This is a genomic window from Bradyrhizobium sp. 44, assembly GCF_023073095.1.
GTDB lineage: Bacteria > Pseudomonadota > Alphaproteobacteria > Rhizobiales > Xanthobacteraceae > Bradyrhizobium.
Map to the genome: position 1 here is coordinate 943,685 of NZ_JADPIY010000016.1, position 16,465 is coordinate 960,149.

A 16,465-nucleotide genomic window follows, 5' to 3' on the forward strand; every position below is an offset into this window, starting at 1 on the left:
TACTCCGGCAAGACGATCCAGCGACGCCTGAAAGGAACGTGTGATGAGTTTGAAGAAAATCGGCATTCTCGGCGCGTCCGGCTACACCGGCGCCGATGCGGTGCGCCTGCTGGCGCGGCATCCGAATGCGGAAATCACGGCACTCACCGCAAACACGCATGCCGGCAAGGCCATGAGCGAGGTGTTTCCGCATTTCTTCATGCTGGATTTGCCCCAACTCGTGGAATGGGAAAAGGTCGACTGGACCAAGCTCGACGCGGTGTTCTGCGGATTGCCGCACGGCACCACGCAGCAGATCATCGCGGCCGTGCTGAAAGCCAACCCGAAGATCAAGGTCCTCGACATGTCCGCCGATTTCCGGCTACGCGACAAGGAAACCTACGCGCAGTGGTACGGCCACGAACATCAGGCGCTCGAGTTGCAGGGCGAAGCCGTCTACGGCCTGACCGAATTCTATCGGGAGAAGATTACCGCGGCGCGGCTGGTCGCCTGTCCCGGCTGCTATCCGACGGCAGCGTTGTTGGCGCTGGTGCCACTGGCGAAAGCAAAACTGATCGACGTCGATGACATCCTGATCGACGCCAAGTCAGGCGTCACCGGCGCCGGACGCGGCCTGAAACAGAACACGCTGTTCAGCGAGGCGGGCGAGGGGATGTCGCCGTATTCGGTCGGCACGCACCGGCATGCACCGGAGATCGAACAAGAGATCGGCGTCGCGGCGGGCGCGAGCGTGACCGTCAATTTCACGCCGCATCTCATACCGATGTCGCGGGGCGAACTCTGCACGTCCTACGTCAAGCTCAACGGCGCGACGCCGGACGATTTGCGGGCGGCCCTCGAGCAAGCCTACGCGAACGAGCCGTTCGTGCATGTCGTCAAGAAGGGCGTGCTGCCGCAGACCCAGAACGTACGCGGCTCGAACTATGTCCAGATCGGCGTCATCGCCGACCGGATCAAGAACCGCGCCATCGTGATTTCGGTGCTCGACAATCTGGTGAAGGGCTCGGCCGGTCAGGCGATCCAGAACATGAACCTGATGTTCGGATTCCCCGAGACCGCTGGACTGGAGCAGATCGCGCTGTTTCCCTGATCGGAGTGATCGCCGTGGACGAAGGGACTCTGCAATTCTATCGCAGCAACGCCCGGTCCTATGCGGACTGGGCGAAGGCGCCCTCGACGCGGCTGCGAGGCTTTCTTGCTCTGCTGCCGTCCGGCGGCTCGATCCTCGAGCTCGGCTGTGGCGCCGGCAATCATTCGGCGGTGATGCTGGCCGAAGGTTTTTCGGTGCGCGCCACCGACGGCTCGCCTGAAATGGCCGAGATCGCGTCGCAGCGGCTCGGTCATGCCGTCGAGGCGATGCGGTTCGACCAGCTTGACGCGCACGAGGCCTATGACGGCGTCTGGGCGAGCGCCTGTCTCCTGCACGTGCCGCGCGACGAACTCACCGGCATCCTGGCGCGGATTCATCGCGCGCTCAGGCCGTCAGGCGTGTTCTATGCCAGCTACAAGATGGGCGAGGGCGACGGCCGGGACAGTCTCGGGCGCTATTACAATTATGCGTCGCCAGAATGGCTCGAGGCGACTTACGCCAGCGCAGGCCCATGGATCACGCTGTCATCGGACAGGAACGTGATCCAGAGCTTTGACGAGACGCCGGCGAACATGCTGCATCTCGTCGTTCGCAAGGCCTGATCTAAGACAACAAGGCCTGATCTCAAACCACCTTGAAGATCGCGACGGTCAGCACGGCCTGCGCGATGAAGCCGACGGTGAAGGCCACCGTGCGGAACACCGGGATCCCGAGCGCATAGACGATCGGTTGCGCTGACGAGTAGCAGCAACATTCGCTGCTCGTCATGGCCGGGCTTGTCCCGGGCATGACGGTTGCGAGACGCTTCCTCAGTACTTCGCGATGATCGGGCCGCCGAATTTGTAGTTGATGCGGGCGGTGATCAAATCGACGTCCTGGCCGATGCGGTCGGTGCGTGAGAACGTGCCGACCGGCGTCAGCGCGCCGTTGGAGGTAAGCGTGACGTCGTGACGGCCCATGAACAGATGGTCGTATTCGAGGCCGACCGACCAGTTCGGGGCGAAGCCGTATTCGATGCCGATGCCGACCGTGCCGCCCCAGCGGGTGTCGTCGGCACGATCGAACTCGGCTCCGGCCAGACCACCCGTTCCGATGCCGCGGTAGCGATCGCGGGTGACGGCGGCGCCGCCCTTCACGTAAAGCAGTGCGTTATTCCAGGCGTAGCCGACCTGGCCCGTGAACAGGCCGAAAGCATCGACGCGGGTGCGGTTCGCGACGCCGGCTACGGTGCTGGTGTTCCGGCCCGAGAGATCGGCCCAGTCGCCCTGTGCTTCGAGGCCGAACACGAAGGCGCTGTTCTGCCAGCGATAACCGATCTGGCCGCCGGCGACGGCGCCCGTCGCGTCATGGCAGCCTTCCGCAACGCCGGGCGCGAAACCAACAGTCTGGTCCCAGCAATTGCGCGACGAGCCATAGCCGCCGTTGGCGCCAATGTAGAAGCCGCTCCAATCATAGGTCGCCGCGATCATCGGCGGCGCCTTGGTGTAGGGACGGGCGGCGAGATCTGCGGCACTGGCCTGGGTCGCGACGGCCGCGAGCGAGAGGCCGGCGAGCGCGGATGCAATCTTCCAATTCATGTTTGCCCCGAATCATCAATGCGATGGGCAAATATACCTGTGGATGGGTGATCCTTCGTGTCAGCCTAGGGATCGCATCCCTGTTTTTGTCGCACTGTCATCCTTTGGCAACACCGGCGGCCGCGGCAGGCCTTCGAGCATTTCACCCCTTTGTTGCAGGCGCTAAGCCATCGGAGATCCGATCAAACCACCTTGAAAATCGCGACGGCCAGCACGGCCTGCGCGATGAAGCCGACGGTGAAGGCCACCGTGCGGAACACCGGGATCCCGAGCGCATAGACGATCAGATGCGCGACGCGCGACCAGAAATAGACGGCGCAAGCAAGCACCGTCCATTGCGAGGAGTAGTCGATCGCGTTCAGGATCAGCACCAGCGGCGCGAACAGCACGAGGTTCTCGACGGCGTTGTCATGCGCGAACATCAGGCGGTTCGCCCATTCCGATTGCGGCTTGTCGGTGCGCGAGGGATTGGCCATCGCGCCACCGAGACCGCGAATCTGGCAGCGGTTGATGGTGTAGGGAATCCAGAGGATTCCGGTCAGGACCACCGTCAGTGTCAGCCAGAACAATTCACGCGTCATAACCCGGTCCCCTCATCAATTTCTGCTGCATGCGTGGAGCTTATACGAAAGCGCGGAAGATTCTGCTATGCGCGAACCCTGACATAGCTGCCGGGCGCGTCCTCGATCGGGGGAAACGCCTCGCTGCCGACCGTGCGGGCCGGGACTTCCTCGGGATCGAGTGCGCCCAGCCATTGCCGCCAGTCCGGCCACCACGAGCCCTTGTGCTCGACCGCGCCCTTCATCCACTCGGCGACGTTGGCGGACTTCGCGTTGTCGTTGGTCCAGTACTGGTATTTGTTCGAGGCGGGCGGATTGACCACGCCGGCGATATGGCCCGAGCCGGACAGCACGTATTTCACCGGGCCGCCGAAGAACTGGGAGCCGTACAGCACCGATTCCGCCGGCGCGATATGGTCTTCGCGGGTTGCGAGATTGTAGATCGGCACCATGACCTTGGAGAGATCGAGCAAGGTGTTGTCCAGCACCAACGTGCCGGTCGAGAGCCGGTTCTCCAGATAGCAATTGCGCAGATAGTAAGAATGGTTCGACGCGGTCATGCGCGTCGCGTCCGAATTCCAGTGCAGCAGGTCGAACGCGCTCGGCTGCTGGCCCTTGAGGTAGTTGCTGACGACATAGGACCAGATCAAATCGTTGGAGCGCAGCATGTTGAAGGCCATCGCCATCTTCGAGCCTTCGAGCACGCCCGCCGCCTTCATGTCCTGCTCGAGGGATGCGATCTGCTCCTCGTCGACGAACACGAGCAAATCACCGGCATGGGTGAAGTCGACCTGTGCCGCGAAGAACGTCGCGGAGGCCACGCGCTGGCGGCGCTTCTCGGCGAGCCAGGCCAGCGTGGTCGCGAGCATGGTGCCGCCGACGCAATAGCCGGCGGTGTGCACCTTCATCTCGCCGGTGACCTTCTCGATCACGTCCATCGCCGTGAGCGGGCCTTCCTTCATGTAGTCTTCCCAGCTCTTGGCACCGAGCCGCTTGTCGGGATTGACCCATGAGATCACGAACACGGTGATGCCCTGATCGACGCACCACTTGATGTAGGATTTCTCCGGCTTGAGATCGAGGATGTAGAACTTGTTGATCCAGGGCGGGATGATCAGGAGCGGCGTGCGCAGCACGTTCTCCGTCGCCGGCGCATACTGGATCAGCTGCATCATCTCGTTCTGGTAGATCACCTTGCCGGGCGTCGTCGCCATGTTCACGCCGACGACGAGATTGTCCGGATTGGACTGACGGATCTTCAGCGTGCCCTTGCCGGCGGCGATGTCCTCGGCCAGCATCTTCAGCCCGCGCGCAAGATTTTCGCCGCTGCTGGCCACCGTCGCGCGCAGCACTTCCGGATTGGTCAGCACGAAGTTGGAGGGTGACATCGCGTTGGTGAGCTGCTGAACGTAGAACTCGGCCTTGCGGCGGGTCAGCGGATCGAGCCCCTCGGCGTCGCGCACAAGCTCCTGCGCAAATTTGGTCGTGAGCAGGTAGAGCTGCATCAGGAAATCGAAGAACTGGTTCGACTTCCATTCCGGATCGGCAAAGCGCTTGTCGCGCGGCGACGGCGCGATCGCGGGCGGGGCGTCCTGACCGGCCATGCGGCGCGCCGCCGAGCCCCAGAGATCGAGATAGTCCTTGGCGAGCTTGGTCTGGAGTACGGAGGACCGCGACGTATCCGACAGCCAGTATTCGGCGACGGCAGTGAAGGTCTTGACGACCTCGGTAAGCTCCGCCGGCGGACGATCCTGCACCTCGCCGCTCTCGCGCGGCTTCAGGTACGCGGCGAGCGCCTTGCCGCCGCTTTCCATCGCCCGCGCGACATTTATCGCGAAGGCTTCCGCATCGAACTTCGTCTCGGGTTTGGGCGTATCGGTCGTGGCCATACTCATGAGCAGAACAGTAACGATTCATTCCGTATTCGTCACCGCGAAGCTCGCATGTTTGGCATTAAACACTCTCGAAGATGTGTTGCAGTGCGATAAATTTTCTTGGTTCCGTCACAATCGAGCCGCACCGCTCGGCTTGGTGGACCGGGGCTATTTTCTCGCTCGGATCATTTGGGCAGCAATGGTTTGAGCTTGGGCGCGGACTTGGGTAAGGTTGCCCGGGGCCGTGCTTTGGGACGAAGTGGGGATTTCCCTGGTGTTGGCGTTGAGGGACCTGCAAAAGTCGCGACGGATCTGTGGCGCGCTGCTGATGGCGACGCTCGCCCTGGGCGGCTGCTCGAGCCAGCTCGCGGATATGACGCCTTCCGATGCGCAAGCGCATCCCAGGGAGGCCGGTAGCTATCTGCCGGTGCACGATCTGCCGCCGGATCGCGATCAGGCGGTGATGCCGCCGGACCAACGCGCCAAGATCGAGGCCGAACTTGCTGCCGCGCGCGACCGTCAGGCGGTTGCCACCAAGGACGCGAAATAGGGCGCTGCAAGGTAATCGCTGGCGCCTCCGCCTCGCCGTGCTAAAAGACCTTAGTTCAGCCGAGAGTCAGGGCGAACGACTTCAGTCAACGTCGTCGATAATTGCTCTAAGTATTTGATCTTGAGTAATTTTCGTGAGGGATGCGGGCGCCTTTCCGCCTGGTCTTTTATGGCCTGTCGATTCTGTCCTGACCGGTTGCCCGGAGCCGAGAGAGCCATGGAAGAGTTTTACCGCATCCGCCGCCTTCCGCCTTATGTGTTCGAACAGGTCAACCGGGCCAAGGCAGCCGCGCGGAATGCCGGCGCCGACATCATCGACCTCGGCATGGGCAATCCCGACCTGCCGGCGCCGGCGCACGTGCTGGAGAAGCTGAAGGAGACGCTGGGCAAGCCGCGCACCGACCGCTACTCGGCCTCCCGCGGCATTCCCGGGCTGCGCCGGGCCCAGGCCGGCTACTACGCCCGCCGCTTCGGCGTGAAGCTCAATCCCGACACCCAGGTGGTGGCGACGCTCGGCTCCAAGGAGGGGTTTGCCAACGTGGCGCAGGCGATCACCGCGCCGGGCGACGTCATCCTTTGTCCGAATCCGAGCTACCCGATTCACGCCTTCGGCTTCTTGATGGCGGGCGGCGTGATCCGCTCGGTGCCCTCGGAGCCGACGCCGCAATTCTTCGAGGCGGTCGAGCGGGCGATCGTGCATTCGATCCCGAAGCCGCTGGCGCTCGTCGTCTGCTATCCTTCGAACCCGACCGCCTATGTCGCGAGCCTCGACTTCTACAAGGACCTGGTCGCATTCGCGAAGAAGCACGAGATCCTGATCCTGTCCGATCTCGCTTATGCCGAGGTCTATTTCGACGAGAACAACCCGCCTCCGTCGGTGCTCCAGGTGCCGGGCGCGATGGACGTCGCCGTCGAGTTCACCTCGATGTCGAAGACCTATTCGATGGCTGGCTGGCGTATGGGCTTCGCGGTCGGCAACGAGCGCGTGATTGCGGCACTCGGCCGCGTCAAATCCTATCTCGACTACGGTGCGTTCACGCCGATCCAGGTCGCAGCGACCGCCGCGCTGAACGGACCGGACGATTGCATCAAGGAGATGCGCGACACCTACCGCAAGCGGCGCGACGCGCTGGTGGAATCGTTCGGCCGTGCCGGCTGGGAGATCCCGCCGCCGGAAGCGTCGATGTTTGCCTGGGTGCCGCTGCCGGAAGCCTTCCGCAGCGTCGGCAGCATGCAGTTCGCGACCCTGATGGTTGAGAAATCCGGTGTCGCGGTCTCGCCCGGCGTCGGCTTTGGCGAGCATGGTGAAGGATATGTCCGCATCGCCATGGTGGAAAACGAGCAACGGATCAGGCAGGCCGCGCGCGGCGTGCGCCGCTTCCTTGAAAGCGGCATCGAAACGTTGCACAACGTCGTTCCGCTCGCCACTCGGCGTTAAGTTCTCTTCCGCAGGTTTTCCAAAGCATCATGGTTGCACCCCTGAAAGTGGGCATAGCGGGGCTCGGCACCGTGGGCGCCGAAGTTGTCCGTCTGATTGAAACGCAGGCGCGCGTGCTTGCCGGCCGCAGCGGCCGCGGCATCCGGGTGGTCGCCGTCACCGCGCGCTCGAAGGCGAAGAAGCGCGGCGTCGATCTGCGCGGCATCGAATGGGTCAAGGATCCGCTTGCCCTCGCCACGCATCCCGGCATCGACTGCTTCGTCGAGCTGATGGGTGGCTCCGGCGATCCCGCGCTGGCGGCGGTGGAAGCTGCGCTGAACGCCGGCAAGTCCGTTGTCACCGCCAACAAGGCGTTGCTGGCAAAGCACGGCCTCAAGCTGGCAAAGGCCGCCGAAAAGCACGGCGGCGCGCTGAATTTCGAGGCAGCTGTCGGCGCTGCGATCCCTGTCATCAAGACGTTACGCGAAGGTCTTGCCGGAACCGGCATCAACCGGGTCTACGGCATCCTCAACGGCACCTGCAATTACATCCTGACCCGGATGGAGCAGGAGGGCCTGTCCTTCGCCGAATGCCTGAAGGACGCGCAACGGCTCGGCTATGCCGAGGCCAATCCGTCGTTCGACGTCGACGGCCACGATACCGCGCAAAAGCTCGCCATTCTCGCCAGCCTCGCTTTCGGCACGAAAGTTGCTCAAAGCGCGGTGTATGTCGAAGGTATCTCCTCCATCGCGCCGGAAGATCTCCGTGCCGCCGACGATCTTGGTTACCGGCTCAAGCTGCTCGGCGTCGCCGTTCGCACCGCCAAGGGCATCGAGCAGCGCGTCCATCCGACCATGGTTCCGAAATCCTCGTCGATCGCGCAGGTGATGGGTGTCACCAATGCGGTCACGATCGATGGCGAAGGCATCCCGCCGATCACGCTGGTCGGCCCCGGTGCCGGGGGAGCGGCGACCGCATCCGCCGTCGTGGCCGACATCGCCGACGTCGCGCGTGGCATCCGCGCCAATCCGTTCGGCCGGCCGATTTCGCAGCTGCGCGATACCAAGAAGGCGCCGATGGAGCGCCACGAGGGCGGCTACTATATCCGCCTTCTGGCACGCGATTTCCCGGGCACCGCGGCTGCGATCGCGACCCGGCTCGCGGAGCAGAAGATTTCGATCGAGTCGATCGTGCAGCGCCATCCCAATGGCGGCGCTGCGCCGGCAGACGGGAAGGCGGTCCCGGTGCCCGTCATCCTCATCACCTATGCCACGCACGAGGACGCCGTGCGCCGCGCGCTCGCGGCCGTGCAGAAGGACAAGGTGATCAGCGGACGGCCGCAGGTGATACGGATCGAGAAGAACTGAGCATGCTTAAGCAATGACACGGTTCGAACGAACTGTGGGTGTTACGAGTTGATGTGGCGGAGATGTCCGTCCAAAACTGTTTCGAAGGAGTGAGCCGATGTCGACCCATATTTCAGTCCCGCCGCAAGCATTGCTCGAGCGCATTCTCACGCTGGAAATCGTGCGGGTGACGGAGCGGGCGGCGGTGTCTTCGGCGCGTCTGCGCGGGCACGGCAACGAGAAGGCGGCCGATCAGGCCGCAGTGGATGCGATGCGGCGCGAGCTCAACAAGCTGCCGATCGAGGGCACGATCGTCATCGGCGAGGGCGAGCGCGACGAGGCGCCGATGCTCTTCATCGGCGAGAAGGTCGGCATGAACGCCGGCCCGCAAGTCGACATCGCGGTCGATCCGCTCGAAGGCACCACGCTGTGCGCCAAGAACATGCCAGGCTCGATCGCCACCATGGCCATGGCCGACGGCGGCACGCTGTTGCACGCCCCCGACGTCTACATGCAGAAGCTCGCGATCGGTCCCGGCTATGACAAGGGCGTCGTCGAGCTCGATGCGACGCCGGCCGAAAACGTCCGCCGCCTCGCCAAGGCCAAGGGCGTCAAGCCGGACGGCATCACCGTTCTCGTGCTCGACCGGCCGCGCCATGCCAGCATCATCGAGAGCGTGCGCTCGACCGGCGCCGCCGTGCGCCTGATCACCGACGGCGATGTTGCCGGCGTGATCCACTGCGCCGACCCTGATAATACCGGCGTCGATATGTATCTCGGCACCGGCGGCGCGCCGGAAGGCGTGCTCGCGGCCGTGGCGTTGCGCTGCATCGGCGGCCAGATGCAGTGCCGTCTCATCCTCGACTCCGACGAGAAGCGGGAGCGCGCCGCCAAGATGGGCGTCAACGATCCCAAGATGATCTACGGCATCGAGGACATGGCGCGCGGCGACTGCCTGTTCGCCGCCACCGGCGTCACCACGGGCTCGCTGCTGTCAGGCGTCAAATTCCGCAAGGACGGCGTGATCGAGACCGAGACGGTGGTGATGCGTTCCGTCACCGGCACCGTACGCTACATCAAGGCCGAGCACCGCGAACTGGCGAAGTTCCATTTGGACTGATTTTCTCCGTCATTCCGGGGCTCGCAAAGCGAGAAGCCGGAATCTCGCGCCACAACTTTTGGATTCCGGGTTCGCGACTTCGTTGCGTCCCGGAATGACAACAAAAAAATCAGGGGAGCGCCCATGTCTGATCTGTCCGTCGTCAAAGCGCTCGTCTTCGATGTGTTCGGCACCGTCGTCGACTGGCGCACCAGCCTGATCACGGACTTCATGTGGTGGGCGAAGGGCCGCGGCATCTCCGCCGACTGGACCGCACTGGTCGACGGCTGGCGCGGCATGTACATGGCTTCGATGGATGACGTGCGCAAACATCCCGAGCGCGGCTATGTCATGCTCGATGATCTGCATCGCCGCTCGCTGGAAAAGCTGGTCGCGCAATTTTCGATTCGAGGCCTGACCGAAGCCGATCTCGATCACCTCACCAAGGGGTGGCACCGGCTGCACCCGTGGCCCGACAGCGTCGCGGGCCTGACGCGGTTGAAGACGAAATTCGTGATCTCGCCGCTGTCGAACGGCAATGTCGCGCTGCTGACCAACATGGCGAAGTTCGCAGGGCTTCCCTGGGACCTCATCATGTCGGCCGAGCTGTTCGAGCACTACAAGCCCGATCCCGAAACCTATCTTGGCGCCGCGCGCCTGCTGTGCCTCAAGCCGGAAGAGGTGATGATGGTCGCCGCCCACAACGGCGATCTCGCCGCCGCGCAGAAGAACGGGCTGAAGACGGCCTTCGTGGCGCGGCCAACCGAATACGGTCCGCTCCAGAAAGTCGATTTCGAGGCCACCGGCAATTGGGACATCGTCGCCAGGGATTTTGTCGGAATCGCCGACAAGCTCGGGTGCTAGGGCGGCTGCGACTTTGCAGAGGGCCAAGGCTCAGCGTCGCAGCACGTTCCACGGCGCGAAGGCGTTGTTGACACCCTCGAGCGCCGGTCCGAGTTGCGGCACATGCCGCAGCAGCACCGATTTCATTCCGTTGTTGTGGATCCAGTCCATACCGAAATTGGTGTAGACTTCCGCCCGGTAGTCATCGGTGAAGAACCGGTCGCTCTTCAAACGCCGCGATGCCATCAGGATGAAAATGCGGAAGGCGGTATCGCTGAAGCCAAAACCGTCCGGCAGGTCCTCGGCCAATAGTCCGACCATCAGATCAACGCGATCGACGTCGCCCTTGTAGATCGCGCGCATCTTCCCGGCCGCGCTGGGGATGCTGGTGATTTCCTCGAACGTCTTGATCCGCTTTTTGCCGACCAGTTCGCGGAACCGATTGTAGCGCGGCACGCCGCGCTCGCGATCACGCATAATGTCGATCGCCGCCACGTCGAGCAGCGGCTGGTCGTCTTTCGTGAACCGGCGCAGAAAGTTCGGATAATTGTGGAGGCGAATGGCGCCGGGATGAGCGGTGCCGAACGAGTACAGCAGGTCGACGAAGCCGTGAGTCTGCATGAACTCCCGGGAGGCGCGCCCCTGCATATTGACCAAGTCGCTAGGGGTAATCTCTGTGCTATCGAGCCGCCGTACATCCATCGTTTCGGGGATCAGCGGGTGCAGGCGGTACACGGCGGTGAATTCCTCGGTCATCGCATAGGGCGCGCTGTGCTGATCCGTCGGAGAGCCGATGATGCCAAAGGCGGCTTCGCTGTTCTTGCCGAGCACGGCGCGCAGCACCCGGCACGGGATCCCCGACCAGTTGGCGTGCATGCCGAAGTCCAGTGCGGGATGGCCGAGGATGCCTGGCGTCCATTCGACGGTGTGGATCTTGGCGATCAGGGCCGCGTTGATCAGGCGAGCGCGCTGGAATAGCTCCTGGTCCTTCCAGGTCGGATACCGCGCCTTCAAGCCGTCGCAGATGACATTGTGCTCGCGTGCGAAGAGGTTGTGCAGCAGGCTGAGCCCCACCCACCAATTGTCGTTGAAGCCGGTGAGATCGGCGCCCGGATGCACCGGATCGGCTGGAAGCATCCCATCATTGCCGACTGCGATCTTCCCATCTGCCCGCGAACGGATCTGCATCTGCCTCGCGCGGTCGCTGCCGTAGATCTGTCCGGCATCCCACCAGTGCGAGTTGAGGTTGCGGAACGTGGGGGTCGCGCCGAGCCATGGTTCACGTGGCGTCTCGTCGCAAACGGTCCGACGGATCTTCATGCAGCCGTCGATCCGCTCATCCGCAGGCCATTCGTCGTTTGGCTTCAGCGGAATTTTGAACTCGTTTCCCGACTTGGGGGCCCCATGGCTGAACCAATTATGGGTTTCGAACTGGATCCAGGCGGCGGCCAGCAGATTGAGGCTGGTCGCGGGAATGAATTCGCGGCGCGCCAGCAACTCCTCCGAGATCACGCGCGGACTGGGTTCGAGCAGGTCGTCCAGGCGGTCCGGCACGCATTCGGGCAGCGCGAAATTGCGTCCGAACCGCGCGCCAGCCATCCCCATGCGCGGATGGTCGAGGCTGTTGAACGAGCCGTCGGCGGAACGCCAGCGGTCATTGCCCGTGCTCCAGCGAGGCGATGTCGTGCCGTAGCCGGTATGGTGCAGATTGTGCTCCCGCAGCCGATCGCGGAACGCCGAGAGATTGGCAGCTCCGAGCAGCCTCGGCAATTTGTCCCATCTGACAAAGAAGTTGATGGCCCGATAGACAACATCCGGGACCCATTGGAGCAGGCCGCGATGGAAGACAAAACCATCGTTCTCGCGGGACATTGACGCTCCCAAACAAATTCGCGTGAATAAATTCGGTTTGCAATTAGTAGATGTAGTTCAATAACACCAAAATGTCCGCCTGCCAACGCCGCCGGAGACATTGCGGATTGCAGTTGCTTGCCGGTCAGCCGGACGGCGGTGATCGTTCGGATGGTCCGGGCGGCGCTTGCGCCACCCGGACCTGATCCGGCGATTACAACGTCATCTGCATCGGTTCGGGATAATAATGGAATCCTTCGCCGGCCTTGGCGACATGGCCATAGCCCGGCCAGGCGAAGTGATAGGACATCACGGGCACCTTGTTCGCCGCGAGCATGGTCAGCAGTTTTACGCGCGACTCGGCCGCCTGCTTGGGATCGGTGTCGTAGGAGAATTCCATCCGCGGCCGCTCCAGCAGCAGCACCGAATGATGCGAGAGGTCGCCCATGAAGGCGAAGGACTTGCCGGCCGACGAGACCATGAAGATGGTATGGCCGACGGTATGACCGGGGGCCGAGATCGCCTGCACGCCCGGCAGGAATTCCTGGCCGTCCTTGAAGAACACGATGCGGTCGCGCACCGGCAGCAGGTTCTTGCGGGCGTGAACGACGAAATCCTTGGCGTCGCTGCCGAGCTTGCCTTCGTCGGTCCAGAAGTCGAAATCGGTCTGCGAGATGTAGATCTGCGCGTTCGGAAACAGCGGCTTGCCGCCGTCGTCCACGATGCCCCCGATGTGGTCGATATGGGCATGCGAGCAGACCACGGCATCGATGTCCCCGGGCTTGATGCCTGCCTCGGTCATGCTCTTCTGCTGCCGGCCGGTGGTGGCGCCGAACAGCTTGGAACTGCCCATGCCGGTATCGAACAGGATGAGCTTGTCGCCGGTGTTGACGATCGGCGAGTTCTGTTCGAGCACGACATTGTCCGGCGACAGGAAATTGTCGGCGAGCATCTTCTTCACCTCTTCCTTGGGAACGCCGGTGAAGGTCCCGGAGGGGTCGCCGAGCGGAAGCGGTCCGTCGGAGACGATCGTGACTTCGGCATCGCCGAGAACGAAGCGGTGCCAGTAAGGCGTCTGGGTGCCGAGCTTGGGAGCGCGCGCCATCGCGCTGCTGCCGAGCATTGCGCTGGCACCAAGGCCAGCCCCGAGGGCAAACAAGGACCGACGTGAGACATCGATTGTCATGCGTTTCCTCCGCTTTTGTGTTTTGTTTTGCGCAATTGTCGCGTGTTACCTTCGGCCTGCGCCGATCGCCTCGCGTCAGCACGATCCGACCGATGCGGTCAAATGCAATCAATGATTGTGTCGCGATTGTGTCTCTTGACCGCGCGTTGTGGCGGGACCGCAGGTTTCTTTCTGCGTCGCGAATGCCGTCTCACGAAATCCGCGGCACCAGGTCGCTCCCTTCCGTTTCGGCAAAGCCCGCCTGCAAAACCTCTTCGCGCTTGTGGCGTAGATGCGCGCGCAGGATATGGGCGAGGCCGACGCCGTCGCGCCTCTGCAGTGCGTTCAGGATGGCGTCATGCTCCTGCACTGCGACCGCCCAGCGCTCGGGCGTCATCGGCGTGACATAACGCGCGCGCCGGATGCGCGCGGTCACGGACGCATACAACCCCGCGAGCACCGGGTTGCCGGCCGCAGCGACGATGCCTTCGTGAATGGCGCGGTTGCCGCGATAGTACTGGATGAGGTCGCCATCACGATAATGCCGCACCATGTCCGCGTGCGCGGCGGCGATTGCAGCGATCTCGGCATCGGTGATGCGTTCGCAGGCGAGTTCGCCGGCGAGCGCCTCGAGACCCTGGCAGACCTCGAACAGGTCGCGCATGTCCTTGTCGGTCAGTTTTGCCGCACGCGAGCCACGGTGGGGCAGGAGCTGCACGAGCCCTTCGGCGGCGAGCACCTTGAGCGCCTCGCGTAGCGGCGTGCGCGATATCTGGAGCCGTTCGCACAGCTCACGCTCGGGAATCCGCGCGCCCGGCGGGATTTCGCCGTCGAGCAGGATGGCCCGGATGCGGCCGACGACTTCCTCATGAAGCATGGGTCTGAAGTCCATTTGAATGCAAAAATGAAGATACGTGCGAATTAAGGCAAGTTCCAGCTTGTAAATCGACAATTTTGCATTCAAAAATGTAGAAAAGCAGAAGGACATGAGGAAATGGACCAGCAGGTGGTGGCGGAAGACCTCGTTTTCGAGTGCCAGGACGGTATCGGGCGGATCACCTTCAATCGTCCGCAGGCCCGCAACGCCTTCACCTTCGCGATGTACGAGCGGCTTGCCGCGATCTGCGAGGAGATCAACGACGATCAGGCGATCAAGGTGCTGGTGCTGCGCGGGGCCGGCGACAAGGCGTTTGCCGCGGGCACCGACATCAATCAGTTCCGCGATTTCAAGTCGCCGCAGGACGCGGTCGACTACGAGAACCGCATCGATCGGGTGCTGACCACACTCGAACAGTGCCGCGTGCCGACGATCGCCGCGATCAACGGGTTCTGCACCGGCGGCGGCGCCGGCATTGCCGCGGCCTGCGACCTCCGCATCGGCACCCAAAGCGCGAAAATCGGCTTTCCCATTGCCCGCACGCTCGGCAATTGCCTGTCGATGTCCAATGTCAGTCGTCTCACCGCGCTGATCGGCGCTGCCCGCGTCAAGGATCTGATCTTCACCGCGCGCCTGGTCGAGGCGACGGAGGCTGCCAGTGTCGGGCTGCTCGGCGAGGTCGTCGAGGATCTCGCCGCGCTCGATCGACGCGCGGACGAGGTTGCCCGATTGCTCGCCAGCCACGCGCCGCTGACGCTGAATGCGACCAAGCAGGCCGTGGCGCGCCTGCAAAGGCGGCTGACGCCGGACGAGGGCGAGGACCTCATCCTGATGTGCTACACGAGCCAGGATTTTCGCGAAGGGCTCGATGCTTTCCTCACCAAGCGCGCGCCGCAATGGCGCGGCCAATAGGACGCCCCGATGCAAAGCGATCGCTCGCAATCAACCTCCGCCCGTTCGGGGCCGCTTGCCGGCCTCAAGGTCATCGACCTCACCCATGTCATGGCAGGGCCGACCTGCACCTTGATGCTGGCCGATATGGGCGCCGACGTGATCAAGATCGAGAAATCGCCGAACGGTGACGACACCCGCCATTCGGTGCCGCCGAAGATTGGCGACGAGGCGGCCTCGTTCCTGATGATGAACCGCAACAAGCGCGGCATCGTGCTGGATCTGAAGACCGATGGCGGCAAGCAGGTGTTGCGGCGGCTGATCGCGGGCGCCGACGTGCTGGTCGAGAACTTTGCGCCGGGCGCCATGGAGCGCCTCGGCTTCGGCTATGAAGACCTGCACAAGCAGCATCCGACGCTGATCTATTGCTCGCTGTCGGGCTTCGGCCGCACCGGACCCTACAAGCATCGCCGCGGCTTCGATCTGGTCGCCCAGGCCATGAGCGGCATCATGAGCTTTACCGGCGAACGTCCCGATGGTCCGCCCGTGAAATGCGGCCCGCCGCTGTCCGACATCACCGCCGGCCTGCTGGCGAGCATGGGCATCCTCGCAGCCTACACGCACCGTCTCAAGACCGGCGAAGGGCAGTGGGTCGAGACCTCGCTCTATGAGGCCGCGCTGGTGCAGACCTACTGGCAGTCGACTATCGCGCTCGCCGCGGGCACCGCGCCGCGCGCGATGGGTTCGGCCCATCCGCTCAACGCGCCATATCAGGCCTTCGAGGCCTCCGACGGCTGGCTGGTGGTCGGCGGCGCCAACAAGAAGCACTGGCTGTTGATGCTCGACGCGCTCGGTGCGAGCGAGCTCGCATCCGATCCGCGTTTCATCAACGGCGCCGACCGCATGGCCAATCTGAAGGAGCTCGAAGCCGTCCTGAGCGAGCGCTTCCGCACCCGGACGCGGGCGCACTGGCTGGCGGCACTGGACGAGAAGGGCGTGCCGTGCGGACCCGTGCACGACATGCTGGAGGCGCTCAGCGATCCGCAGACGCTGGCGCGCGAGATGGTCGTCGAGGTCGAGCATTCCACGCTCGGTCCGGTGAAGACGATCGGCTTGCCGGTCAAGTTTTCGGAGACCCCAGGCAAAGTGCGTACGGGCGCGCCGGTCTACGGTGAGCATACAAGCGAGGTGCTGGTCGAGCACGGGTTCGACCAGAAGCAGATCGAAGCGCTCGAAAAAGAAGGCGCAATCGTGCTGGCATCGGGAAGACGCGAGGAACGCGTCGCCTGACCGGGCGTCGAAAACGCAAGAACAAGAGACAAAAAT

General features: G+C 63.4%; 15 protein-coding genes and 1 pseudogene. 9 read left to right on the top strand and 7 right to left on the bottom strand.

All coding sequences use genetic code 11. The features are described from left to right. Positions 1-43: 43 nt before the first annotated feature. Positions 44-1,090: an N-acetyl-gamma-glutamyl-phosphate reductase gene (gene argC, locus IVB41_RS21040; protein WP_247361204.1), complete on the top strand. Its 1,047-nt coding sequence runs from the start codon at positions 44-46 to the stop codon at positions 1,088-1,090. Positions 1,091-1,104: 14 nt separating this feature from the next. Next, positions 1,105-1,692: a bifunctional 2-polyprenyl-6-hydroxyphenol methylase/3-demethylubiquinol 3-O-methyltransferase UbiG gene (locus tag IVB41_RS21045; protein WP_247434469.1), complete on the top strand. Its 588-nt coding sequence runs from the start codon at positions 1,105-1,107 to the stop codon at positions 1,690-1,692. A 22-nt stretch (positions 1,693-1,714) separates the two neighbouring features. Here IVB41_RS21045 and IVB41_RS21050 read toward each other — a convergent pair. The 4 genes and pseudogenes from IVB41_RS21050 to IVB41_RS21065 form a co-directional block, all read right to left on the bottom strand. Continuing rightward, a pseudogene (locus IVB41_RS21050) lies at positions 1,715-1,825 on the bottom strand (MAPEG family protein); the annotation flags it as partial. Between the two features lie 74 nt (positions 1,826-1,899). Further along, positions 1,900-2,667, bottom strand: coding sequence for an outer membrane protein (locus IVB41_RS21055; protein ID WP_027569879.1), 768 nt, complete (start codon positions 2,665-2,667; stop codon positions 1,900-1,902). Between the two features lie 182 nt (positions 2,668-2,849). Then, complete coding sequence (locus tag IVB41_RS21060) at positions 2,850-3,248, bottom strand: MAPEG family protein (RefSeq protein ID WP_027569880.1); 399 nt, start codon at positions 3,246-3,248, stop codon at positions 2,850-2,852. Between the two features lie 65 nt (positions 3,249-3,313). After that, positions 3,314-5,122, bottom strand: coding sequence for an alpha/beta hydrolase (locus IVB41_RS21065; RefSeq protein ID WP_247361198.1), 1,809 nt, complete (start codon positions 5,120-5,122; stop codon positions 3,314-3,316). Positions 5,123-5,375: 253 nt separating this feature from the next. On the opposite strand from IVB41_RS21065, the gene IVB41_RS21070 reads away from it, so the two are divergent. The 5 genes from IVB41_RS21070 to IVB41_RS21090 all read left to right on the top strand — a co-directional run bounded on the left by IVB41_RS21070 (position 5,376) and on the right by IVB41_RS21090 (position 10,376). Next, positions 5,376-5,651, top strand: coding sequence for a hypothetical protein (locus tag IVB41_RS21070; protein WP_027517741.1), 276 nt, complete (start codon positions 5,376-5,378; stop codon positions 5,649-5,651). Positions 5,652-5,867: 216 nt separating this feature from the next. Continuing rightward, complete coding sequence (locus IVB41_RS21075; RefSeq protein WP_027569882.1) at positions 5,868-7,088, top strand: LL-diaminopimelate aminotransferase; 1,221 nt, start codon at positions 5,868-5,870, stop codon at positions 7,086-7,088. A gap of 29 nt (positions 7,089-7,117) precedes the next feature. Further along, a complete protein-coding gene (locus IVB41_RS21080) occupies positions 7,118-8,434 on the top strand; it encodes a homoserine dehydrogenase (protein WP_247286182.1) in 1,317 nt (438 codons plus the stop codon). A gap of 97 nt (positions 8,435-8,531) precedes the next feature. After that, positions 8,532-9,533, top strand: a complete 1,002-nt coding sequence (gene glpX / locus IVB41_RS21085; protein WP_007609885.1) for a class II fructose-bisphosphatase — start codon at positions 8,532-8,534, stop codon at positions 9,531-9,533. Positions 9,534-9,656: 123 nt separating this feature from the next. Beyond that, the gene (locus IVB41_RS21090) at positions 9,657-10,376 is read left to right on the top strand and encodes a haloacid dehalogenase type II (protein ID WP_247286180.1); all 720 of its coding nucleotides are present in this window, start codon (positions 9,657-9,659) and stop codon (positions 10,374-10,376) included. A 30-nt stretch (positions 10,377-10,406) separates the two neighbouring features. On the opposite strand, the gene IVB41_RS21095 is transcribed toward IVB41_RS21090, so the two are convergent. The 3 genes from IVB41_RS21095 to IVB41_RS21105 all read right to left on the bottom strand — a co-directional run bounded on the left by IVB41_RS21095 (position 10,407) and on the right by IVB41_RS21105 (position 14,263). Next, a complete protein-coding gene (locus tag IVB41_RS21095) occupies positions 10,407-12,227 on the bottom strand; it encodes a peroxidase family protein (protein ID WP_247434472.1) in 1,821 nt (606 codons plus the stop codon). A 193-nt stretch (positions 12,228-12,420) separates the two neighbouring features. Continuing rightward, positions 12,421-13,392 carry an MBL fold metallo-hydrolase gene (locus tag IVB41_RS21100; protein WP_027569886.1) on the bottom strand — a complete coding sequence of 324 codons (972 nt, stop codon included), beginning with the start codon at positions 13,390-13,392 and terminating at the stop codon, positions 12,421-12,423. A gap of 190 nt (positions 13,393-13,582) precedes the next feature. Continuing rightward, a complete protein-coding gene (locus IVB41_RS21105; protein ID WP_346770860.1) occupies positions 13,583-14,263 on the bottom strand; it encodes a GntR family transcriptional regulator in 681 nt (226 codons plus the stop codon). Between the two features lie 102 nt (positions 14,264-14,365). On the opposite strand from IVB41_RS21105, the gene IVB41_RS21110 reads away from it, so the two are divergent. Beyond that, positions 14,366-15,160, top strand: a complete 795-nt coding sequence (locus IVB41_RS21110; RefSeq protein WP_247434477.1) for an enoyl-CoA hydratase/isomerase family protein — start codon at positions 14,366-14,368, stop codon at positions 15,158-15,160. Between the two features lie 9 nt (positions 15,161-15,169). Beyond that, a complete protein-coding gene (locus IVB41_RS21115) occupies positions 15,170-16,429 on the top strand; it encodes a CaiB/BaiF CoA-transferase family protein (RefSeq protein WP_247434480.1) in 1,260 nt (419 codons plus the stop codon). The last annotated feature ends 36 nt before the right edge of the window (positions 16,430-16,465 follow it).